The 20,497-nt window shown below is 71.9% G+C and carries 20 protein-coding genes; 14 read left to right on the top strand and 6 right to left on the bottom strand.

Translation table 11 applies throughout. From position 1 onward, the window contains the following. Positions 1-304 precede the first annotated feature (304 nt). From NQZ70_RS46915 to NQZ70_RS46890, 6 genes are all read left to right on the top strand, one after another. Positions 305-1,675 (top strand): phenylacetate--CoA ligase family protein, encoded by a 1,371-nt coding sequence (locus tag NQZ70_RS46915; protein ID WP_129580033.1) that lies wholly within the window; start codon positions 305-307, stop codon positions 1,673-1,675. Positions 1,676-1,897: 222 nt separating this feature from the next. Next, positions 1,898-2,623 (top strand): ClpXP protease specificity-enhancing factor SspB, encoded by a 726-nt coding sequence (locus NQZ70_RS46910; protein ID WP_129580032.1) that lies wholly within the window; start codon positions 1,898-1,900, stop codon positions 2,621-2,623. A 47-nt stretch (positions 2,624-2,670) separates the two neighbouring features. Then, complete coding sequence (locus NQZ70_RS46905; protein ID WP_129580031.1) at positions 2,671-3,903, top strand: branched-chain amino acid ABC transporter permease; 1,233 nt, start codon at positions 2,671-2,673, stop codon at positions 3,901-3,903. Continuing rightward, entirely contained in the window at positions 3,900-4,706 is an 807-nt protein-coding gene (locus NQZ70_RS46900; protein WP_129580030.1) for an ABC transporter ATP-binding protein, read from the top strand. Before NQZ70_RS46905 ends, NQZ70_RS46900 begins: the two co-directional genes overlap by 4 nt. Further along, on the top strand, positions 4,703-5,461 hold the full coding sequence (locus NQZ70_RS46895; protein WP_129580029.1) for an ABC transporter ATP-binding protein: 759 nt from the start codon (positions 4,703-4,705) through the stop codon (positions 5,459-5,461). Before NQZ70_RS46900 ends, NQZ70_RS46895 begins: the two co-directional genes overlap by 4 nt. Before the next feature lie 212 nt (positions 5,462-5,673). Beyond that, a complete protein-coding gene (locus NQZ70_RS46890) occupies positions 5,674-6,048 on the top strand; it encodes a response regulator (RefSeq protein WP_129580028.1) in 375 nt (124 codons plus the stop codon). A 92-nt stretch (positions 6,049-6,140) separates the two neighbouring features. On the opposite strand, the gene NQZ70_RS46885 is transcribed toward NQZ70_RS46890, so the two are convergent. Next, positions 6,141-7,181: a hypothetical protein gene (locus NQZ70_RS46885; RefSeq protein WP_129580027.1), complete on the bottom strand. Its 1,041-nt coding sequence runs from the start codon at positions 7,179-7,181 to the stop codon at positions 6,141-6,143. Between the two features lie 491 nt (positions 7,182-7,672). Between NQZ70_RS46885 and NQZ70_RS46880 the strand changes: the two genes are divergently transcribed. From NQZ70_RS46880 to NQZ70_RS46865, 4 genes are all read left to right on the top strand, one after another. Continuing rightward, on the top strand, positions 7,673-9,238 hold the full coding sequence (locus NQZ70_RS46880; protein WP_129580026.1) for a glycosyltransferase: 1,566 nt from the start codon (positions 7,673-7,675) through the stop codon (positions 9,236-9,238). 379 nt (positions 9,239-9,617) lie between these two features. Continuing rightward, positions 9,618-9,923, top strand: a complete 306-nt coding sequence (locus NQZ70_RS46875) for an integration host factor subunit alpha (protein ID WP_012241218.1) — start codon at positions 9,618-9,620, stop codon at positions 9,921-9,923. 11 nt (positions 9,924-9,934) lie between these two features. Continuing rightward, positions 9,935-10,300: a MerR family transcriptional regulator gene (locus NQZ70_RS46870; RefSeq protein ID WP_237244684.1), complete on the top strand. Its 366-nt coding sequence runs from the start codon at positions 9,935-9,937 to the stop codon at positions 10,298-10,300. Continuing rightward, the gene (locus tag NQZ70_RS46865; RefSeq protein ID WP_129580025.1) at positions 10,281-10,943 is read left to right on the top strand and encodes a hypothetical protein; all 663 of its coding nucleotides are present in this window, start codon (positions 10,281-10,283) and stop codon (positions 10,941-10,943) included. Before NQZ70_RS46870 ends, NQZ70_RS46865 begins: the two co-directional genes overlap by 20 nt. Positions 10,944-10,979: 36 nt before the next feature. Here NQZ70_RS46865 and NQZ70_RS46860 read toward each other — a convergent pair whose 3' ends face one another. Further along, positions 10,980-11,603 carry a single-stranded DNA-binding protein gene (locus NQZ70_RS46860; RefSeq protein ID WP_129580024.1) on the bottom strand — a complete coding sequence of 208 codons (624 nt, stop codon included), beginning with the start codon at positions 11,601-11,603 and terminating at the stop codon, positions 10,980-10,982. A 221-nt stretch (positions 11,604-11,824) separates the two neighbouring features. Further along, entirely contained in the window at positions 11,825-13,210 is a 1,386-nt protein-coding gene (gene mgtE, locus NQZ70_RS46855; RefSeq protein ID WP_129580023.1) for a magnesium transporter, read from the bottom strand. Positions 13,211-13,947: 737 nt separating this feature from the next. Here mgtE and NQZ70_RS46850 point away from each other — a divergent pair. Both NQZ70_RS46850 and NQZ70_RS46845 read left to right on the top strand, forming a co-directional pair. Beyond that, positions 13,948-16,335, top strand: a complete 2,388-nt coding sequence (locus NQZ70_RS46850; protein ID WP_129580022.1) for a hypothetical protein — start codon at positions 13,948-13,950, stop codon at positions 16,333-16,335. Positions 16,336-16,482: 147 nt separating this feature from the next. Further along, on the top strand, positions 16,483-17,175 hold the full coding sequence (locus tag NQZ70_RS46845) for a response regulator transcription factor (RefSeq protein ID WP_020741161.1): 693 nt from the start codon (positions 16,483-16,485) through the stop codon (positions 17,173-17,175). Here the strand turns inward: NQZ70_RS46845 and NQZ70_RS46840 are convergent. Next, positions 17,157-18,098, bottom strand: a complete 942-nt coding sequence (locus NQZ70_RS46840; protein ID WP_207217657.1) for a M23 family metallopeptidase — start codon at positions 18,096-18,098, stop codon at positions 17,157-17,159. The genes NQZ70_RS46845 and NQZ70_RS46840 overlap by 19 nt on opposite strands. A 157-nt stretch (positions 18,099-18,255) precedes the next feature. On the opposite strand from NQZ70_RS46840, the gene NQZ70_RS46835 reads away from it, so the two are divergent. Together NQZ70_RS46835 and NQZ70_RS46830 are read left to right on the top strand one after the other, a co-directional pair. Next, positions 18,256-18,936, top strand: a complete 681-nt coding sequence (locus NQZ70_RS46835; RefSeq protein WP_129580019.1) for a HEAT repeat domain-containing protein — start codon at positions 18,256-18,258, stop codon at positions 18,934-18,936. Then, a complete protein-coding gene (locus tag NQZ70_RS46830; RefSeq protein WP_129580018.1) occupies positions 18,936-19,763 on the top strand; it encodes a class I SAM-dependent methyltransferase in 828 nt (275 codons plus the stop codon). The genes NQZ70_RS46835 and NQZ70_RS46830 overlap by 1 nt, the downstream gene beginning before the upstream one ends. A gap of 55 nt (positions 19,764-19,818) precedes the next feature. Here the strand turns inward: NQZ70_RS46830 and NQZ70_RS46825 are convergent, their stop codons facing one another. Then, entirely contained in the window at positions 19,819-20,103 is a 285-nt protein-coding gene (locus tag NQZ70_RS46825; RefSeq protein WP_129580017.1) for a (2Fe-2S)-binding protein, read from the bottom strand. A gap of 5 nt (positions 20,104-20,108) precedes the next feature. After that, entirely contained in the window at positions 20,109-20,471 is a 363-nt protein-coding gene (gene queD / locus NQZ70_RS46820) for a 6-carboxytetrahydropterin synthase QueD (protein ID WP_061621487.1), read from the bottom strand. Between the last annotated feature and the right edge of the window lie 26 nt (positions 20,472-20,497).

The raw sequence follows: 20,497 nt of genomic DNA, 5'->3' as shown, positions 1-20,497 counted from the left end.
CCGGATCGCGGCGGCGTCGGCCCGGAGCGCTCACGGCGAGGCGGGAGCCGCGAAGCCCGTCGAACCGCTCTCCCCGCCTCCTCGTTCAACCCCGGTCACGACCCCGAGCCGCGTCCGACGGAACACCGCTCGTCCGATGGAAGCGTGCCTGTGCGGCGATCGATTCAAGCGCTCCCCGCCCCGCCGGGACGGAAGCCGCCGGCGCGCGCCGCTCCGGTCGGATTCCTCGCCACGAAGATGCGGATTCGCGGGAGAGCCGCCGGCGCGCGCTTGACGGCGGATGATTCGAAAGAACGCTCTCCCCATGTACGGTGAGCTGTTTCGAAACATCCTGTTTCCGCTCTACGAGACCCGTTTGCGGGGCAGGGAGACCCTGAAGCATTTGGAGGAGCTCGAGCGCTCTCAGTGGCTGCCGGAAGACGAGATTCGCGATCTCGCCTTCCGGCGGATGCTCGCCGCCCTCCATTTCGCCGAGCAGAACGTCCCGTTCTACCGCGCCAGGTTCGCCGAGCACGGGGTGCGCGTCGCCTCGGTGAAGGCGCCGGAGGACCTCGTGCGGCTCCCCGTCCTCACGCGGGCCGACCTCCGCGCCCACGGGCCGGAGCTCCTCGCCGAGGGCTTCGTCGGCAAGCTCTACTCGAGCGGCACCGGGGGCTCCACGGGCGAGCCGGTGCGGTTCCGCTTCGACCACCGCACCTACGAGCGCCGCGTCGCGGCCGCGATGCGGTCCGACGGGTGGGCGGGCGCCCGGCTCGGCGACAGGGAGCTCCACCTGTGGAGCACCCAGTTCGGCGAGACGCTCGCGAAGAAGGCCAAGCGCGCCCTGCACGAGGCCATCCTCCGCAAGAAGATGATCAGCGCCTTCGATCTGTCCGAGGCCCGGTTCGCCGCGCTGCTCGACGAGATCGCGCGGTACCGGCCGCAGCTCATCGTCGGCTACACGAGCGCGCTGTACCACGCGGCGCGCTACGCGCTCGCGGAGGGGCGCGCGCTCCCCCCGCCGCGCGGCGTCGTCACCAGCGCGGAGCGGCTCTTCGCGCACCAGCGCGAGGCGATCGAGCGCGCGTTCGGCGCCCCGGTCTTCGACCGGTACGGCTGCCGCGAGCTCATGCTGATCGCGGCCGAGTGCGAGCGGCACGAGGGCAAGCACATCCACATGGAGGGCGTGTTCGTCGAGCTGCTCCGCGACGGGCGGCACGCCGTCCCGGGCGAGCCGGGCGAGGTCGTCGTGACCGACCTCGTCTGCCGATCGATGCCGCTCATCCGCTACAAGAACCAGGACGTCGCGATCGCCGCCGGCGCGCCGTGCGCGTGCGGCCGCGGCCTGCCGATGCTCGCCTCGGTGGAGGGCCGCGTCCTCGACCTCCTCGTCGGCCCCGACGGCCAGCTGCTCGCCGGGGAGCTTTTCCCGCACCTCATCAAGGACCAGCCGACGATCGCCCGCTACCAGGTCTACCAGGACCGGCGGCGCGCGATCACCGTCCGGCTCGTGCCCGGCAAGGGCTTCCAGCCCGAGACCGCGCGGCTCATCGAGCGCACCGTCCGGCAGCACCTCGGCGAGCGCGCGGAGATCTGCGTCCAGATCGTCGACCAGATCCCCCTCACGCCCGGCGGCAAGCACCGGGTCACCCTCTCGGAGGTCCCCGTCGAGCTGAGCCGGCGACCCGCGGCGTGAGGTGCGCCCTGGTGCGCGGGTGTGCCGCGGGGCTCGAGCGCCTCCGCGCCCGCGCGCGCGGGCGCCGGCGCGGACGCGGACTACGGCGAGCTTTCTACAGAGCTGCTGGAGTCGCCTGACGGCTCTCGCGCTGCGGCCCGCTCACCGGCGCGCCGCCGTTCGCCCGAGGGCCCGAAGCGCTGGCGGAGCCGCGCGGTCCGGGGTATTGGGCAGAGCAGTACGATGTCCGACGTGCAGAGACCGCTCCCGCCGAAAAAGGACGTCGCGCTGGCCCTCCTCGAGCGAGAGCCGAGCGTGTTCATCCACCTCGACCCGCGCCGGCCCGGTGTCTCCGTCCCCAAGTGGTTCACGGGCCAGCCGCAGCTGATCCTCCAGGTCGGCATGAACATGGCGATCCCCATCCCCGACCTGAAGGTGGACGACGATGGGATCAGCTGCACCCTCTCGTTCAACCGCGCGCCGTTCTGGTGCCGCTTGCCGTGGCACGCGATCTGGGCGCTCGTGAGCGAGGACCAGCGCGGCATGGTCTGGCCCGAGGACATCCCGGCCGATCTCGCCGCGCAGAAGCAGCAGCGGCCCGGCGCGGCCCCGCAGAAGCCCCAGAAGAGGCCGCGCCCCCGGCTCGCCGCCGTGGCGCCCCCGAGCAGCGACGAGGAGCGGAGCGACGACGAGGCGGACGAGGCACGCGCGCGCGACAAGGCGCGCCGCCCCGAGCTCGAGGCCGTGGAGCCCGCCGAGCGCCGCAGCGCGGGCGAGCCGCCGGTGCGCGACGCCGGCGCGGCCGTGAGGCCGCTCGCGCCGGTGCCCGCCCCGGCCCTCGCGCCGGCGCGGTCGACCGAGGCGGAAGACGACGATTCTGGCAGCTCCGGTGAGCCCGAGCCCAGACCGCAACCAGGGACGGGCAAGCCGAAGCGCGAGCTGCCCCCCTATTTGCGCGTTATCAAGTAACGCTCCCGCTTGACGGTGCGGCCCGGCCAAATCAACTGTGGCCGGCCATGCCTCGACCGTTGAAGCGCGTCATCACGGCGCTCGTGCTCCTCGGCGCCTTCGTCGCCCTCGAGTTCGGCTTCGAGACCCTCTTGCCGGACGCCGCCTGGCGGCAGCTCGCCCTGTTCGCGATGGTCAACGTCATCGCGGCGCTCTCGCTCAACGTCATCAACGGCATGGCCGGCCAGTTCTCGATCGGCCACGCCGGCTTCGTCGGCATCGGCGCGTACACCGGGGCCATCGTCGCCGGCAACCTGCACCAGATGCTCGGCGGCGGCGATCCGCTCTTCGGCAACTCGTTCCTCGTGATGCCCCCGGCGCTGCTCGCGTCCGGGCTCGTCGCGGCCCTGTTCGGCCTCGTGGTCGGCCTGCCGAGCCTCCGGCTCCGCGGCGACTACCTCGCGATCGTGACCCTCGGGTTCGCCGAGATCTTCCGCCTGACGATCGCCACGGCGACGACCGGCGCCGCCGACCAGGGGCCGATCGGCAAGCTGCTCGCCGCGCTCGGCGGCCCGATCGGCTACGCCGGCCCCGACGACACCGGCGTCCCGCAGTACGCCGGCCCGTTCTGGATCTTCGGCGCCGTCGCGCTCGCGACCATCGTCGCCTGGCGGCTCAAGTTCTCCGGCTGGGGCCGCGCGCTGCGCGCGCTCCGCGAGGACGAGATCGCCTCCGCCGCGGTGGGCGTCGATCCGACGCGCTACAAGGTCACCTCGTTCGTCATCTCCGCCGCCGGCGGCGGCATCGCCGGCGGCCTGCTCGCCTCGATGCGCGACGGCAACCCCACGGTCCAGCCGGACCAGTTCACGTTCAACTACTCGTTCGACGCGATCACGATGGTGATCCTCGGCGGCTCGGGCAGCGTCACCGGGTCGATCGTGGGCGGCGTGCTCGTGACCTTCACGGTCAAGCTCATCGAGCAGCTCCAGGGCCTCGACAGCGTCCTCGCGCTGAAGGCGGCCTACCCCGCGCTCGATCTGAACGCCCTCAGGATGGTGCTCTACGCGTCCATCCTCATCGGGCTGATGATCCTGCGCCCCGAGGGGCTCTTCGGCGAGCGCGAGCTCTTCGGCCGGCGCGCACAGCGCGCGCCGCGCGCGCCGGTCGGGCCGGCCGAGCCCGTCCCCGCGACGACCGGCGCCGAGGCGGCCGCCGGGCGCGCGGACGCGCCGCAAGAGGAGAGGCCGCCCGGCACCGCCATCGAGCGCGAGGCCAAGCCGGCCGGGAGGGAGTTCGAGTGAACCTCGATCTGAAGGGTGTGACCAAGCGGTTCGGCGGCCTCAAGGCCGTGGGCGGCGTCTCGTTCACCGTGCCGGAGCGCTCGATCTTCGGGCTCATCGGCCCGAACGGCGCCGGCAAGACGACGGTGTTCAACCTGATCACCGGCGTCTACAAGCACGACGAGGGCTCGATCCGCTTCGGCGGGACCGACCTCGCGCCGCTCAAGCCGAGCCAGATCGCGCACCTCGGCATCGCCCGCACGTTCCAGAACATCCGCCTCTTCGGCCAGCTCACCGTGCTCGAGAACGTGCTCGTCGCCTGCGAGAACCTGCGCAAGGCGACGCTCGCCTCCGCCCTGCTCCGCTCGCCGTTCTTCTACAAGGACGAGCAGGAGATGACCGAGCGCGCGCTCTCGCTGCTGTCGGTGTTCAAGCTCGAGGACATGGCCGACGAGATCTCGACGTCGCTCTCGTACGGCAACCAGCGCCGCCTCGAGATCGCCCGGGCGATGATGCTCAAGCCGAAGCTGCTCCTGCTCGACGAGCCGGCGGCCGGCATGAACTACGGCGAGGCCGAGGGGCTCAAGCAGCAGATCCGCTGGCTGCGCGACACCTTCGACGTCACGGTCGTGCTGGTCGAGCACAACATGCAGGTCGTGATGGGCGTGTGCGAGGAGATCCACGTCCTCGACCACGGCGAGACGATCTCGCACGGCACCCCGGAGGTCGTGCGCAGGGACCCGAAGGTCCTCGCCGCCTACCTCGGCGAGGAGGTCGACGAGGACGCCGCCGAGGCCGGCGCCGCGGCAGAGGAGCCGGCATGAAGACATCGCACCCGACGCGGCAGCCCCCCTCGGTGGCGCCCGGCGAGCCCCTGCTCGTCGTCGACGATCTCGCGGTCAGCTACGGCGGCATCCGGGCGCTCAAGGGCGTGAGCCTCGAGGTCCGGCGCGGCGAGATCGTCGCGATGATCGGCGCGAACGGCGCCGGCAAGACGACCACGCTGAAGACGATCGTCCGCCTCCTGCCGATCGCCGCCGGCCGCATCCGCTACGACGGCAAGGACCTCGCGTCCGTCTCGACCGAGGAGCTCGTCGGCGCCGGCGTCTCGCTCGTCCCCGAGGGGCGCGCGATCTTCTCGAACCTCACCGTCCGCGAGAACCTCGAGCTCGGCGCGTGGTGCCACAAGCACGGCCCCACCATGGGGGAGACCGTCGACGACGTGGTGAAGCTCTTCCCCCGCCTCGGCGAGCGCATGCACCAGCACGGCGGCACGCTCTCCGGCGGCGAGCAGCAGATGCTCGCGATCGGCCGCGCCATGATGGCGCGCCCCGCCATGCTGCTCCTCGACGAGCCCTCGCTCGGCATCGCCCCGCGGCTCGTCGCGGACATCTTCGAGTCGATCGCCAAGATCGCGGCGTCAGGAACCACCGTACTCCTCGTTGAGCAAAACACCCGACTCGCGCTCAAGTATTCGACGCGCGCCTACGTGCTCCGTACTGGGCAGATCGCCATGAGCGGCGACTCCAAGGATCTCGCGGCGAACGAAGAGATCCGCGCGGCCTACCTCGGCGGCTGAGCGCCTGCCGGGCCCGGCGGTCGTCCGCGCATCGCGGAGACGACGGGGAGAAAGCGTCGCTGTTTCAGGCCCGTATCAACGCGTCGCGCGATGCGATGAGGCGCGATTGACATCGCGCTTTGCCGCCGATGGAGTATGGTTTCGGTGAGCCAGGCGATGAAGATCCGGTCTTCGGCGCTTCGGCCAGACCCAGCCGCCAACGGGGGATACTTATGGAGATTGAGAGCACGACCCGCGTTCTGGTGATCGACGACGACGCCAGCAACACCCAGCCGCTCGTCCACTTCCTCTCGTCCCGGGACTACACGGTGGAGACGTGCTGCGGGCTCGGCCATGCGCGTGACGTGCTTGCCCGCTGGCGTCCTCACGTGATGGTGCTCGTGCCCCGGGAGGAGGCGGAGCTCCACAGCGAGATGGAAGAGCTCCGCCGCATGTCGCCGCGCGTGCCCGTCGTGGTGCTCACGCTCGCGGGCGGCCCCGAGCTCATCCTGGACATGGAGGCGTTCGCGCCCACGGTGCCCGCGTGCCCGTCGCGCGGCCTCGCGTACATCGAGTCGGCGGTGGCGGACGCCTCGGCCATGGGCTGAGCGGCCGCTGCCGGGCGAGCCCGCGCGGGGCGCGGGCGCCCCGGCGCGGATCGCACCACCCGGGGGCGGGCCGTGCCGCGACCCGCCGCGCGTCAGGCGGACGGCTCGATGCCCTCCGGCAGCCCGTCGAAGAACTCCTCCACCACGGACGCGAGCCAGGCGCGCACCGGCCCGGTCGCGCACGCGCTCCGCACGAGCGGCCAGAGCGCGGCAGCGAGCGCGTCGACGTCGAGCGCGGGCGCGATCCCGAAGCGCCCCAGCACCTCGCCGAGCGGCTCGCGCGCGTGCGCGGCGACGAACGCCGCGATCGCCTCGCGGGTGCGCGCGCGGACCGGCCGGTCCCGCAGCACCTGCGCGGCGACGTCGGCCCCGAGCTCCTCGGCGAGCGCCGAGCTCTTCGCGTCGAGCTGGCCGACGAGCGCGCAGATCTCCTGCTCCAGCACCCACGCCGCGACGTGCTTGCGCAGGCCGACGAACTCGGGCGTGTCGCCCCTGGCGACGAGGATGTCGTGCACCTGGCGCATCGCCGTGCGCGAGAACCCCTGCAAGAAGCGGCGGATCTCGGGCTCGAGCCGCCGCTCGAACTCGCCCTGCAGGGTGCCCATCGCCTTGCCGACCCCGCCGAGGCCGAAGGGGGCGATCCGCTTGAGCAGCGCCGGCAGGCCCCACTCGGCGAAGAACGGGTTCACCTTCTCGGAGAACTCCTTCAGCGTGTCGTAGAGGACGTCGCGCATCACCGCGTCGAGCGCCGCGCTCTCGAGCACCTCGCGCACGAGCCGCTCCGGGACGAGCTTCGGCTGCTCCAGGATGCGGTCGAGCTTGTCGCGCGCCCCCTCCGGCAGGAGCTCCCTGGCGCGCCGCCGCTCGGCGCGCGCCGCCTCGACCAGCGCCGCGAGCGCCGCGGCGGCCGCGGGCCGGACCGCCCGCCGGAGCGACTCCTCCGCCGCCAGCGCGTCGAGCGCCCGCGCGACCGCCCCCGCATCGATGAGCTCGCCGAGCGGCGTCGCGAGCAGCGCCGCGACGCCGGCGGGCAGGCGCTCCCGGAAGTCCCGCGCCGCGGCCTCCGAGACGAGCCGCGCCTCGAGGAACGCGATCTGGCGGGCCTTCAGTTCATTAAGTAGCGCGCGGCTCATCGGCAACGGATAGCCCCGGGCTCCCGCGGGCGCCAGGCGCAGATGACCCCGGACCCCCGGCGGCGGCGCCCCTGGAGAGGACTCCAGAACCCACAACACTGTGAATCTGCCCATCAGGTCAGCGCCGTACTTATCGAACCCTTCCTCGGAGGGTCCTTACGAAATACACCTTATTTAGTGCATCGGTATCGGGGGAACACCTTACCTCGTGCGTCGCTCGCGCACGCGCGTTCGTGCGCCGAACCTGCGGGAAGCGCCGCGTGACCGGGCGAAGCGGGATTGTCGGTGATTGTCATTTTCCAGGGGGAAGGACTCGAGCCCAAGTCAACTTTCCACGCCTCGTGACAGAGAGTTGCAACGAATTACAAGTGCATGACAACTTCGGATTCGGCGGGTGGTACGCGTTCGTTACCCGCCAGCACCGCAGGCGTGGAGACCGGGGTTCGCCCGGTCCCACCCGCCCGAAAGCCCGCTGGCGGCAGGTGCTCCCGATGCTCTCCATGCTGCTCTGCGTGCTCTACTTCGGCGTGCTGCTCGGTCTCAGCGCCTACGGCCTGCACCGACTGCACCTCGTGGTCCTCTGTCGCCTCCACCGCGCGAAGATCGCGCGCGCGCAGGAGGTCGCGGCCCTGACCGATCGCGATCTGCCGCCGGTGACGATCCAGCTGCCGCTCTTCAACGAGTCGACGGTCGCGGCGCGGCTGCTCGATGCGGTCGCGCGGATGGACTACCCGCGCGACAAGCTCGAGATCCAGGTGCTCGACGACTCGACGGACGAGACGCAGGCCCTCGTCCGCGCGCACGTCGAGCGGCTGCGCGCGGAGGGCATCGACGCGGTGTACCTGCACCGCACGAACCGCGTCGGCTACAAGGCGGGGGCGCTCGACGAGGGCCTCAAGGTCGCGAAGGGCGAGCTCGTCGCGATCTTCGACGCCGACTTCATCCCGCAGCCGGGCTTCGTCCGGTCGATCGTCGGCCACTTCGAGGATCCGACGGTCGGCATGGTCCAGACGCGGTGGGGGCACCTGAACCGCGACGTCTCGATCCTCACGCAGGTGCAGGCGCTCATGCTCGACGGCCACCACCTCGTCGAGAACCGCGCGCGCTACGGCGCCGGCCTCCTGTTCAACTTCTCGGGCACCGGCGGGATGTGGCGCAAGGACGCCATCATCGAGGCCGGCGGCTGGCAGCACGACACGCTGACCGAGGACCTCGACCTGTCGTACCGGGCGCAGCTCGCGGGCTACCGCTTCGTCTACCGCGAGGATGTGGTCTCGCCGGCGGAGCTCCCCGAGGACATCTCGGCGCTGCGCGCGCAGCAGTACCGCTGGGCCAAGGGGACGGTGCAGACCGCGCGCAAGCTGATGGCGACGGTGCTGAACGCGAAGCTCTCGCGCGGGCAGCGGTTCGAGGCGTTCTTCCACCTCACGCCGCACTTCGCCTACCCGCTCCTGGTGCTCCTGAGCGTCCTGCTCCTGCCGGCGCTCGTGCTGTTCCCCGCCGCCGACACGCTGACGATGTTCGCCATCGACCTGCCGCTCTGCACGGCGACGACCGGGTCGCTCGCGGCGTTCTACATGCTGGCCGAGACGGCGCAGGGCCGCTCGCGCTGGGGCGCGGTCGTGCGCTTGCCGATGCTCATCGCGCTCGGGACGGGGCTCGCGCCGCACCTGTCCAAGGCCGTGATCGAGGGGCTCCGCAGCATGGCGGGCGAGTTCGTTCGGACCCCGAAGCAGGGCGACAACAAGGGCCGGTACAGGGTGCGCACGGACCTGCCGCTCACCGAGGCGATGCTCGCCGTGCTCTCGGGCGGCGCGGTGGTCGCGTCCGTCCAGACGGGCCACTACTTCGCCACCCCGTTCGCGGTGCTCTTCGCCGTCGGCTACCTCTACGTCGCGGCCATGGTCGCCCAGGAGCAGATCGGGCGCCGCCGCGAGGCGGTCTCGAGCGCGCCGGTCGTCGGCTGGAGCGACGCGCGGCCGGGCGATGCGGCCGTGGTCGGCGCCTGGTCCAGGCAGGCGACGAAGGAGCGGCCCCTCGGCGATCTCGCCGCCTGAGCGGTTCGCCGCTGGCGAGCCGCGCCTCGCCAGCGGCCGCGCCGGAATCCCTCCGGATCTCCGGCCGCGGCCTCGGGGCGGGCGGGGCGCCGGTCTGCGGTGGCGGGCGGGGCGGGGGCCCTGCGGTGGCGGGGTGGCTCCGATCCCCTGGTGCGGCTGGGTTTCCGGGTTCCTGGCGGGCTGGCCCCGACGTTCGCGTCCGCGGGAGGGCTGCACGAAGCGGGCCCGGCCCTATCGGGCGAAGCCTGCGTACCCCCTAGACCTACCCGACGCAGGCTGGCATCCTGCCACAGGCCGGTCGGGGGACCGCACGCGGCTTCCTGAACGGTCTTCAGGGGTTGCGGCGCGCCCCCCCTTCTGTAAGGGCGATGGGGGTCTCATGACGAAAGCCGAAATCGTTCAGGCGGTCTACTCCCGCCTCGGCGGGTTCTCGAAGAAGGAATCTGCCGATCTGGTGGATCTCGTGTTCGAGACCATGAAGGAAACCCTGGGGCGCGGGGAGAAGATCAAGATCTCTGGCTTCGGCAACTTCGTGCTGCGCGACAAGCGCCAGCGGCAGGGCCGCAATCCCCAGACCGGCGACCCGATCCTGATCACCGAGCGCCGGGTCCTGAACTTCAAGGCGAGCCAGATCTTGAAGCAGGCCCTCAACCCGCGCGAGACGGCCTCGGCGGCCGAGGAGTAGACCGCTTGGCGGTGCGCCAACAGCTTCCGGCGAAGCTGTACTACCGGATCGGCGAGGTGGCCGGCATCGTCGGGGTCGAGCCGCACGTGCTCCGGTACTGGGAGACGGAGTTCCGCTCCATCCGCCCGCAGAAATCGGCGAAGGGGCAGCGGGTCTACAGCCGTCGCGACGTCGAGACGCTCCTCAAGGTGAAGGAGCTCCTCTACTCGCATCGCTTCACGATCGCCGGGGCGCGGCGCAAGCTGCGCGAGGGCGGGATCGAGCCGCCGGCCCCCGACGCGGGCGCGAGCCACGAGGAGGTGCAGCGGATGCGCGCGGCGCTGGTCGAGATCCGCAGCGAGGTGCTCGCGTTGATGGATGAGCTCGAGCGCGTCTGAGCTGCACGGCGTGGCGCCGGGCCTCTCGCTGCGCCTCTCGCTGCCCGCCGGGGGGCGCGACGCGCCGCCGGACGCGTTGCCCGCGATCGACGTGTCGTCGATCGCGGGGGCGAAGGTGACGCTGCGGCGCGGCGTCGAAGCGGACGATGTGTCGCTGCGCGCGGTCTGCGCGACGGCCCCGTCGCGGCGGTGGGTCACCGGCCTGGAGGAGCTGGTGCTCGATCGGGCGTCGGGGCTCGTGCGCGGGGCGCTCGGGGTGACGATCGAGCGGTGGGAGGCAGGGCCGATCCGATCGCTCGAGCAGCGGTTCGAGCAGCCGTTCGAGGCGGCGGGGAGGGCGGGCGAGCGCGCGGTGGCGATCCGTGGGCGGCACGTGCTCGGCTTCGCGGGGAGCGAGCACGACGCGGCGCTCTGCAGCGTGGTCTGCCTGGAGCCGGCGCAGGGGGCGGGCGCCCGATGCGGGGCGCTGCTCGGCGCGACGGAGATCGAGGGTGCGTTCGTGGCGCCGCCGGCGCCGGGGTTGCTCGTGCGGGCGATCTTCCTCGCCGCGGAGGAGCCGCTCGCGGCGGCCGCGGGGCTCGGGGTGCTCGCGGCGGCGGGCGTGGCCGTGGTGCTGGCGAGGCGGCCGCGGCCGCGGCCCTAGCCGACCCCTCGGCCCGGAACCCGGAAGCGAGAGCGATCAGAACGGGATGTCGTCGTCGTTGCCGCCGCCGTAGCCGCCGCCGAAATCGTCCGGAGGGGGACCGGGATCCGGCGCCGCAGGCGCCGGGCGACCGCCGCCGCCGCCGCCACCGCCACCGCCGCGGTTGTAGCCGCCGCCGGCCGGGCGACCGCCGCCGCCGCCACCACCGCCGTAGCCGCCGCCGCCACCGCCACCGCCGTAGCCGCCGCCACCACCGCCGTAGCTGCCGCCACCGCCGCCGGGATCAGCGCCGAACCCGGCGTCGTCGTTGGCGACGCCGCGGCCGCGGCCCCCGCCCGTCAGCAGGACGTTGTTCGCGATCACCTCGGTCTTGTAACGCTTGTTGCCATCCCGATCGTCGTAGCTCGACGTGCGGAGCGAGCCTTCGATGAAGATCGAGGAGCCTTTGCTGAGGATCTTGCCCAAGGCCTCGGCGCGCTTGCCCCAGATCACGACATTGTGCCAGTCCGTCCGTTCTTTCCGGACCTTGTCGCGATCCAGGTACGATTCGGTCGTCGCGAGCCGCAGGTTCAGGACTGCCTGCCCTCCCTGGGTGAACCGGAGCTCGGGGTCGGCGCCCAGGTTGCCGAGCAGCATCACGCGATTCAAGCCTTCGGCCATCTTGACTCCTTCCCTAGGAGCGGTTCAGCGCACGTTGCGCCGAACGAAAATCGACAGTTTCACTCCCCCATGGGGGCCGACGCGTCAAGGGCTCACGGCGCGTCGAGGGGCGCGCGGCGCGTCGAGGGGCGCGCGGCGCGTCGAGCGGCGCGCCGCGCGCGGCGCGTCGAGCGGGGGAGCCGGCGCCTCGTCGGTCCGGACGGCGCGGCAGAAGGGGCTGCTCACCCGCCCGCCCCGGCCTGCGCGAGCAAATCGGACAGGAAGAGGCGGGCGATCGTGAAGTAGAGCAGGATCCCGAGGACGTCCACGAGGCTCGCGATGAACGGCGTGGAGCTGGTCGCCGGATCGAGGCCGAGGCGCCGGAGCAGGAGGGGGAGCATCGCGCCCACGGTGCAGCCCATGAGGACGATCGCCATCAGCGTCACGCCGATCGTCAGGACGAAGCCGGTGCCGTCGCCCCAGAGCCAGACGCGGAGCATGCCGATGACCGAGAGGATGAGGCCGAGCACGACCGCCTGTCCGAGCTCGCGGGCGAGGACGCTCGCCCAGTCGCCGACGCGCAGGTCGCCGACGGCGAGGCCGCGGATGATGAGCGACGACGACTGCGAGCCGGAGTTGCCGCCCGTCGAGATGAGCAGGGGCACGTAGTAGGCGAGCGTCGCGACGGCCTCGAGGTCGTGCTCGAAACGCCGGAGCACCTCGCCGGTCATGAACTCGCCGACGAACAGCACGGCGAGCCAGGGGGCGCGCTTCTGGATGAACGTCCAGAAGCTCGTCTTGAAGTAGCTGTCCTCGATGGGGCCGACCGCGCCGAGCCGCTGCATGTCCTCGGACTGCTCCTCGGTGAGGACATCCATCACGTCGTCGACGGTGATGACGCCGAGCAGCTTCCGGTCCGCGGAGAGCACGGGCAGCGCGCTGAAGTCGTACTTCGCCATGGTGCGCGCGACCTCTTCCTGGTCGGTCTCGGGGCTGACGGCGAAGACGTTCTCGGTCATCACGTTCGAGAGCTTCTCGGACGGCGAGGCGAGCAGCAGATCGCGCAGCGAGACGACGCCGATGAGGTGCCCGCGATCGGAGACGATGTACACGTAGTAGATGGTCTCGGCGTCCTCGCCGACGGCGCGGATGCGCTCGATCACGTCGGCGACCGTGAGGTGGATGCCCACCGACACGTAGTCGGTGGTCATGAGGCCGCCGGCGCTGTCCTCGGGCCACTTGGCGAGCTCCTCGACCTCGGCGGCGGCCTCGGGGTCGACCTTCTCCAGCGTGGAGAGCAGCGTGCCGCTGACCTGGTCGGGGAGGGCCTCGATGAGGTCGGTGCGGTCGTCGGCCGCCATCTCGGAGACGATCGGCGCGATGCTCTCGACGCCCATCTGCTCGACGAGCGCCTCCTGGGTCTCGCCGTCGAGGCGCTCGAAGATGGGCGCGGCCTCCTCGGCCTTGAGCGCCATGAGGACCTTCGCGGCCTCGGCGTCGTCCAGCAGGCCGATGAGATCGGCGAGGTCCTCGTCGTGGATCTCGTCCAGCAGCTCGGAGAGCTGCGCCGGATCCTCGGCGAGGAGCTGCCGGACCTCCGGGACCATGGCGAGGGCGACGCGCAACATGCTCGGGCACTGACCACAACTCCGCCCTGCTGGGAAGCGGCAACCCGTCGCGGCGCGGGTGGCGCGATCGAGCCAGCCGCCCCTTTTGACCGAGGTCGAGGTGCGGCGACGGCGACGGCCGACCCGGGTTGAGCTGCCGTGCCACCCGTCGAGGCCGACCGAGGTTGAGGCCGCCAGGACGACGAGGCCGACCGACCGGGGTTGAGGTGGGGCCGACCCGACCGGGGTTGAGGTGGAGCCGACCCGACCGGGGTTGAGGTGGGGCCGACCCGACCGGGGGGCCGACCCGACCGGGGTTGAGGTGGAGCCGACCCGACCGGGGTTGAGGTGGAGCCGACCCGACCGGGGTTGAGGTGGAGCCGATCGATCTGCGGCTAGGTGGGACAATGTGCCCAACCAGGCGGATCGCCTACAGAGTTGGCGTTACGCAATCAAGTTGACGGCGCGACCGAGCGCGGCGATGGAGCCCCTCGAAGCGCGGCGGCGGCACCTCCTTTGCTACGGCGCCCTCAGGCGGGTCCGGGCGGGGCCGACGGGTCGAATTGACAGCATTCCGGTCGGGTCCTTAGCATCGGGCTCCCGTCGAGCCGCGGATCGCCTGCGGAAGTCGGTCATGGGCCCGCGGACGAAGGGCCCGTTCAGTGGCTTGACCGCCGCGCAACTGGATCGGTGGTCGAAAGGAAAGTCCAATGATGACGCGGATTGAGCGTGAGAGGAGGCGCCCGTGGAGGGGCGCGGTGAGGCTCGCCATGGCGGGCCTCCTGGTCGCGGGCACAGGCAGCGCCTTCGGATGTCTGAACCGCCCCATCGCCACGAACGAGCCCCGCACGACGTCGACGATCGTCGAGCGGCTGACCCAGAGCTCGGTCGACAAGATCGACCTCCTCCTGGCCATCGACAACTCGGGCTCGATGGCCGACAAGCAGGACATCCTCTCCACCGCCATCCCCGACCTCGTGCAGGGCCTCGTCAACCCGCGCTGCATCCACAAGAGCGGCACGCGGCCGCCCGAGACCGTCTCGTCGCCGAACGAAGACTGCCCGACGGACTTCAAGCGCGAGTTCGAGCCGGTCAAGGACATCCACATCGGCATCATCAGCTCGAGCCTCGGCGGCCACGGCTCGGGCGCCTGCCCGGAGATGACGAGCGCCTCGAACGTGGACATGGCGCACCTCCTCGCGCGCACCGACGAGAACTCCCACGTCAACGACATCCCGACCTACCTCAACAAGGGCTTCCTGGCCTGGGACCCCGATCAGAAGCGCGACGAGAACGGAGAGCCGGGGAGGGCCGACCCGGAAGACGGCGAGGCGGACATCGAGAGCGACTCGAACGCCGATCTCAACGACACGTCGCTCGTCGGGCAGCTCAGGGCGATGGTCAAGGGCACCGGGCAGTCCGGCTGCGGCTTCGAGGCGCAGCTCGAGAGCGTGTACCGCTTCCTCGTCGACCCCGAGCCCTACGAGCGGATCGAGATCCAGGGCGACGCCGCCGTGCCGATCGGCCTGGACGGCACCGTCATCCAGCAACGCGAAGCCTTCCTCCGGCCGAGCTCCCTCCTCGCGATCATCATGCTCAGCGACGAGAACGACTGCTCGATCCGCGAGGAGGGCCGCAACTACCTCGTCGCTGAGACCAGGAATGGCTTCCGCCTGTGGCGGCCGCGCTCCGAGTGCGCCACCGACCCGGGCAACAAGTGCTGCAGGTCGTGCAGCCAGAACCAGGATGGCTGCCCGGTCGACGAGGCCTGCACGGGCTCGGACGGCTTCCCCGCCCGGCTGAGCGCCGCCGAGGATCCGGTGAACTCCCGCTGCTGGGATCAGAAGCGCCGGTTCGGCTTCGACTTCCTCTACCCGATCGAGCGCTACCGGCGCGCCTTCACCGAGGCGCAGATCCCGAACCGCCAGGGCGATCTCGTCCCGAACCCGATCTTCAGCGATCTGGTCACGGACGACGAGGACTCCATCATCCGCGATCCCGGGCTCGTCTTCTTCGCCGGCATCGTCGGCGTGCCCTGGCAGGACATCGCGCGCCTGAACGCGGCGGGCGAGCCGGACCTCCTGCAGGGCCTCAACGAGGACGGCGAGCCGGTCGGCGGGTTCAAGAACGCGACCGAGCTCGGCTCCCCGCTGCTCGACAACGCGTTCAGCAGCACCTGGGAGCTCATCCTCGGCGACCCCGCGAAGTACCAGGCGCCGAAGGATCCCTTCATGGTCGAGTCGACGGCGCCGCGCTCGGGCTCGAACCCGATCACCGGCGACACGATCATCCAGCCGGACCAGACGGGCTGGAACACCATCAACGGCCGCGAGTACACGATCCCGCAGGGGAGCACCGGCGATCTCCAGTACGCGTGCATCTTCGATCTCCCCCAGTCGAAATCCTGCGAGGGCAACGCGCAGAGCTGCGACTGCAGGGAGCTCCAGGGCGCGCCGAACGACAACCCGCTGTGCCGGCCGGAAGCCGGGAGCAGCCAGGAAGCCCCGGGGGCCAGGACGACGACGCAGATCAAGGCGAAGGCCTACCCGGGCCTCCGCGAGCTGCAGCTCATCCGCGAGCTCGGACCCCAGGGCATCGTCGGCTCGGTGTGCCCGGCGCAGCTCGAACGCACTAACGACGCCGACTACGGCTACCGGCCGGCGATCGGCGCCATCATCGACCGCCTGAAGACGGTGCTCGGCGGCCAGTGCCTGCCGCGCACCTTGACCCCCGACGACCAAAAGCAGGTCTCCTGCCTGATCCTCGAGGCGCGCAACTCGCAGGGCCAGTGCGGCTGCGACCCTGCGACGGGGCGCGCCGCGGTGCCGCCGGACGCGACTCGCTTCGCCGCGGTCGAGGAGGTGCTCGCCCTCGACATCGCGAAGGTCTCCGGCTGGGACTGCGTGTGCGAGATCCAGCAGCTCAAGGAAGGTGCGGCCGAAGCGTGCAGGACCAACGTCAACGACAACGTCGAGGCCGACGGCCAGCCGGTGCACGGGTGGTGCTACGTCGATCCCTCGATCAAGGTCGGCGACCCGGCCATCGTCGCCGACTGCCCGTCGACCGAGCGGCGCAAGATCCGGTTCACGGGCAAGGGCGAAGCCCAGCAGGGCTCCACGCTGTTCATCACCTGCTCCGGCGAGTAGGCTGACGGCGGGCTGACCCGGCGCGCGGGGCCGATCGCGAGATCGCGCCCCGCGCCGCTTTTTGTGGCCCCGGACGGGCTCCGGCGCCGCCGGCCGGCAGGGCCCTCGCGGGGCCCGGCGGGTTTTGTGCTAAGACCGCACTCCGTCGTGGCGGCACGCAAGAAGATCCTGATCATCGAGGACGAGCCCCACATCGTGCTGGGGCTGACGGATGCCCTCGAGTTCGAGGGCTTCTCGGTGGCGTCGGCGTCGAAGGGGAAGGACGGCGTGCTGCTCGCCCGGCAGGAGAAGCCGGACGCGATCCTGCTCGACCTCATGCTCCCCGACACCAACGGCTTCAAGGTCTGCGAGGACCTGCGCCGCTGGGACGCGTTCGTGCCGATCATTATGCTGACGGCCCGCGGCCAGGAGATCGACAAGATCCGCGGCCTCGACGCGGGCGCCGACGACTACGTGACCAAGCCGTTCAGCGTGGGCGAGCTCATCGCCCGGCTGCGCGCCCTCTTCCGCCGCGCCGCCCGGCCCGCCGAGGCGCCGGTCGAGGTGTTCACCATCGGCAACGTGCAGGTCAACATGACCGCCCACACGGTCTCGCGGGGCTCGCGGTCGGATCAGCTGTCGTTCTACGAGGTCGAGCTCCTGCGCCTCTTGCACGAGCGCCTGGGCCAGCCGGTCTCGCGCGAGGAGATCCTCCAGAAGATCTGGGGGATCGAGGCGGGGCCGTCGAACCGCACGGTCGACAACTTCATCGTCAAGCTGCGCAAGAAGATCGAGCGCTCGCCCGACAAGCCGGAGCACATCCTCACGGTGTACGGCTTCGGCTACAAGCTCGCGCCCTGACGGAGCGGCAGCACGTTGCGGAGGTCGCACGGCACCGTCACCGCGGCGTCGATGATGCGCTTCGGATCGAGATCCGAGAGCCGCGCGCCCTCGCGGAGCTGCCGCGCCTCGAGGCGCAGCCGGACGAGGCCCGGGCTGCCGGTGTCGCCGGCGTACCCGACCACGTCGCCCGCGTCGAGGCGCGCGCCCGCCACGACGCCGGGGCCGGGGCGGTCGAGGTGGCCGTGGAGCAGGACGTACCTGCGCACGCGATCCACGTCGCGCGCCTCGCGCACGTCGTGCGCCGTGGCGACCGTGATCCCGGACAGCTCGCCGACGAAGACGACCTCGGCCTTCCCCTCCTGCCCCTCGAGCCGCAGCGACACCACGCGCTCGCCCCGCGCCGCCGCGAGGTCGACCCCGCCGGCCCAGGACGGCGGCTCGGGTCGCGCGGCGCCGATGGCGGCGACGGGGCCCGCCGGAGGCGGCGCGCCCGGCTGCGCTGGAGCGCCCTCGACGAGGAGGAACCCGGGCGCCTGATCCGGCGCGCCGATCGGGAACGCATACGCGGCGGCGCTCGCCGGACGTTCCGGGCGGCGGGGGATGTGCTCGTAGGCCTGCCCGCGCGCGCCCGCCCCGGCGGGACGCGCGCCGCCCGGGCCGGAGAGCGCCGCGGCGCCGCCCTCGGGGAGCGGCGCGCCCGGCGCCGGCAGCGGGACGCACGCGGCGCCCTCCGGCACGGTGCGCGGGCCGCAGAGCGCCGCCGCGCCCGCGGCGCCGCGCGCCGCGGCCGCCGGAGGGACGACCGCGGGCGGCGGCGGCGCGGGGTCGTCGAGGCCCCCGAGCGCAAGGACGAGGGCGGACGCCGCGGCGCCGCGCACGAGCGGGGAAGGGGAGACCGCCGCCCTCGTCGGGCGGGCTTGCGATGAGCCGGACGCGCGCATGCCATGAACGGTCTACCGCATCGCGCGCGGCTGGCGAGCGCGATGCGGTAGCGCCGGGCCGGCGTGGCCGCGCCCGCCGTGGACGGGAATCCGCGGGGAACAGGCCCTTGCTGCCTGCCGGCTTGCGGAGGCGGCGCGCTGTTGATAGCTCCTCTTCGTGCAAAATCGCCAAGCTATCGAGACGACCCTGAACAAGCTGTTCGACGCGGAGCGCACGGCTCGCCGGCTCCACGACGATCTGGCGGCCATGCCCGGCGATGCGTTGCTGGACGTCCTCACGGACGCGATCGCGAGCGCGGCGCGCGAGACCGACGAGGACGAGGCGGCGCTCCGGCTGGTGCGCATCGCGTCGCTGCTCGGCGAGCACGAGGGCCCGCGCGCGCTCGACGCGCTCATCGACGTGCTCGCCTCGGAGCACCCCGAGGCGCGGCAGGCGGCGGGCGAGGAGATCGAGTCGCTCGCCTACGACCGCTTCAAGGAGGTCGCGCAGGCGATCGAGCGGGCGCTCAAGCGGCTGCCGGTCGGGTCGTCCGCGCTGCCGGAGCTGCCGTACCTCATCGCCGAGGTTCCGGAGCCGGGCGTGCCGAAGCTGCTCGGCCAGTTCCTCGGCCACAAGGATCCGGACGCGGTGGCGGCGGCGATCGAGACCCTGGTCGAGATCGGCGACCCGGCGCACGCGCCGCTGATCCAGCCGCTGATCGGCGACATGCGCACGGTCGAGCTGGCCGACGACGGCGGCGACGACGCGACGTCGGAGGTCACGATCGGTGAGCTCGCCGAAGAGGCGCTCGGCCTCCTCGCGCCCTACGACGAGGAGGAAGAGGACGGGGTCGCCTGATGATCGGCCCGCCGCTGAGCGCGGCGGACGCCGTGTTGTTCGAGCACGCGGTCGTCCCGCGCTACATCTCGTTCTTCGCCTCGCTGGCGGTGGACATGCTGCTGCCCTCGGAGGCGGCGCGCATCGCCCACCTCGGCTGTCGGAGCGGCTTCCCCGACGCGATCGTGGCCGACAAGCTGCCCGGCGCGACCCTCGTGGGGATCGACGGGTCCGCCGCCGCGCTCGATCTCGCGCGCGCCAAGGCGGCGCTGTTCTCCGGGATGAACGCGAGCTACGTGCTCGCCGACGCCCTGCCCACGCCGCTGCCGGACGCGAGCTTCACCCACGCGTTCACGCTGCACCCGGTCTGCCGCCCGGACGAGCGGGCGCAGCTCCTCGCCGAGCTGCGCCGGGTGCTGGTCCCCGGCGGCCAGGCGCTCATCGCGCTGCCGCTGCGCGGCTCGTTCCCGGAGGTGGCCGACATCGCGCGGGAGTGCGCGCTCAAGCAGGACCTGTCGGAGCTCGGCGCGGCGGTCGACGCCGCCTCCGCCAGCCGCCCGACGCTCGAGACCATCGCCGAGGAGATCGAGGACGCCGGGTTCGACGAGGTCGAGGTCGACGTCCAGCTCATCGCGGTGTCGTTCGACAGCGGGCGCGAGTTCCTCGAGGACCCCATCTCGCGGCTGATGGTGATCCCCGACGCGACGGCGATGCTCGACCTCGAGCCGCAGATCATCGACTCGATGCTCACGTACCTGCACCACGCGGTCTCGAAGTACTGGTCCGAGGGCGTCTTCGAGCTGACCGTGAACGTCGGGTGCGCGAGCGCCCGGCGGCCGCTCGGCTGACGACGGGGCCGGGGCGCCGGCGACGGGCGCGCGCGCGGAGGCGGCGCGGCCGGCGCTAGCGCTCGTGCCCGCCGCCGCGGAGGCCGAGCTCGTCGAGCCCGGCGAGCGCCGCGAGCGAGACCGGGTGGTACGGGGGTCGCGGCGTGATCGGCTTCTGGACGTCGCCCCCGCGCTCCTCGATGAGCCGCGCGCAGAGCGCGAGGCACCACTTGCCCTGGCACCAGCCGGTGCCGAAGCCCGTGTAGCGCTTGACGGACTCGATGTCCTTGTAGCCGCGCTCCATCGCGGCCTCGAGCTCGTGCAGGGTGACGTCCTCGCAGCGGCAGACGAGCGTCTTCATCGGAGCTAGTCGCCCTCGTACTCGCAGCGGGCGTCGCAGGTCTCGAAGACGGTGACCCGGTTCAAGGACGGCAGCGACGGCGCGAGGCGGTTCCAGATCCACCGGGCGAGCACCTCGCTCGTCGGGTTCTCCAGCCCCGGGACCTCGTTCAGGTAGTTGTGATCGAGCAGGTCGTGGAGGGGCGCCCAGGCTTCGTAGAGGTGGCTGTAATCGATGAACCACCCCGTCTCCTCGTTCACGGGGCCTCGGATCGCGACCTCGATTTTGAAGCTGTGACCGTGGAGGCGCGCGCACTTGTGCCCCTGCGGCACCTTGGGGAGGCGGTGGGCGGCCTCGAAGCGGAACTCATGCACGAGACGGACGTTCATTGGACGAGCGGTCATGGGGCGGGCGC

The sequence above is a fragment of the Sorangium sp. So ce836 genome (assembly GCF_028553905.1).
Classification (GTDB): domain Bacteria; phylum Myxococcota_A; class Polyangia; order Polyangiales; family Polyangiaceae; genus Sorangium; species Sorangium cellulosum_D.
Note: the sequence above shows the minus strand (reverse complement) of the source record. Positions and strands in the feature narration are given on the sequence as shown.

Coding starts and splice junctions, on each gene's coding strand:
- NQZ70_RS46915 (WP_129580033.1), top strand. CDS start 305: ATGTACGGTGAGCTGTTTCGAAACATCCTGTTTCCGCTCTACGAGACC.
- NQZ70_RS46910 (WP_129580032.1), top strand. CDS start 1,898: ATGTCCGACGTGCAGAGACCGCTCCCGCCGAAAAAGGACGTCGCGCTG.
- NQZ70_RS46905 (WP_129580031.1), top strand. CDS start 2,671: ATGCCTCGACCGTTGAAGCGCGTCATCACGGCGCTCGTGCTCCTCGGC.
- NQZ70_RS46895 (WP_129580029.1), top strand. CDS start 4,703: ATGAAGACATCGCACCCGACGCGGCAGCCCCCCTCGGTGGCGCCCGGC.
- NQZ70_RS46890 (WP_129580028.1), top strand. CDS start 5,674: ATGGAGATTGAGAGCACGACCCGCGTTCTGGTGATCGACGACGACGCC.
- NQZ70_RS46885 (WP_129580027.1), bottom strand. CDS start 7,181: ATGAGCCGCGCGCTACTTAATGAACTGAAGGCCCGCCAGATCGCGTTC.
- NQZ70_RS46880 (WP_129580026.1), top strand. CDS start 7,673: ATGCTCTCCATGCTGCTCTGCGTGCTCTACTTCGGCGTGCTGCTCGGT.
- NQZ70_RS46875 (WP_012241218.1), top strand. CDS start 9,618: ATGACGAAAGCCGAAATCGTTCAGGCGGTCTACTCCCGCCTCGGCGGG.
- NQZ70_RS46865 (WP_129580025.1), top strand. CDS start 10,281: ATGAGCTCGAGCGCGTCTGAGCTGCACGGCGTGGCGCCGGGCCTCTCG.
- NQZ70_RS46860 (WP_129580024.1), bottom strand. CDS start 11,603: ATGGCCGAAGGCTTGAATCGCGTGATGCTGCTCGGCAACCTGGGCGCC.
- mgtE (WP_129580023.1), bottom strand. CDS start 13,210: ATGTTGCGCGTCGCCCTCGCCATGGTCCCGGAGGTCCGGCAGCTCCTC.
- NQZ70_RS46840 (WP_207217657.1), bottom strand. CDS start 18,098: ATGCGCGCGTCCGGCTCATCGCAAGCCCGCCCGACGAGGGCGGCGGTC.
- NQZ70_RS46830 (WP_129580018.1), top strand. CDS start 18,936: ATGATCGGCCCGCCGCTGAGCGCGGCGGACGCCGTGTTGTTCGAGCAC.
- NQZ70_RS46825 (WP_129580017.1), bottom strand. CDS start 20,103: ATGAAGACGCTCGTCTGCCGCTGCGAGGACGTCACCCTGCACGAGCTC.
- queD (WP_061621487.1), bottom strand. CDS start 20,471: ATGAACGTCCGTCTCGTGCATGAGTTCCGCTTCGAGGCCGCCCACCGC.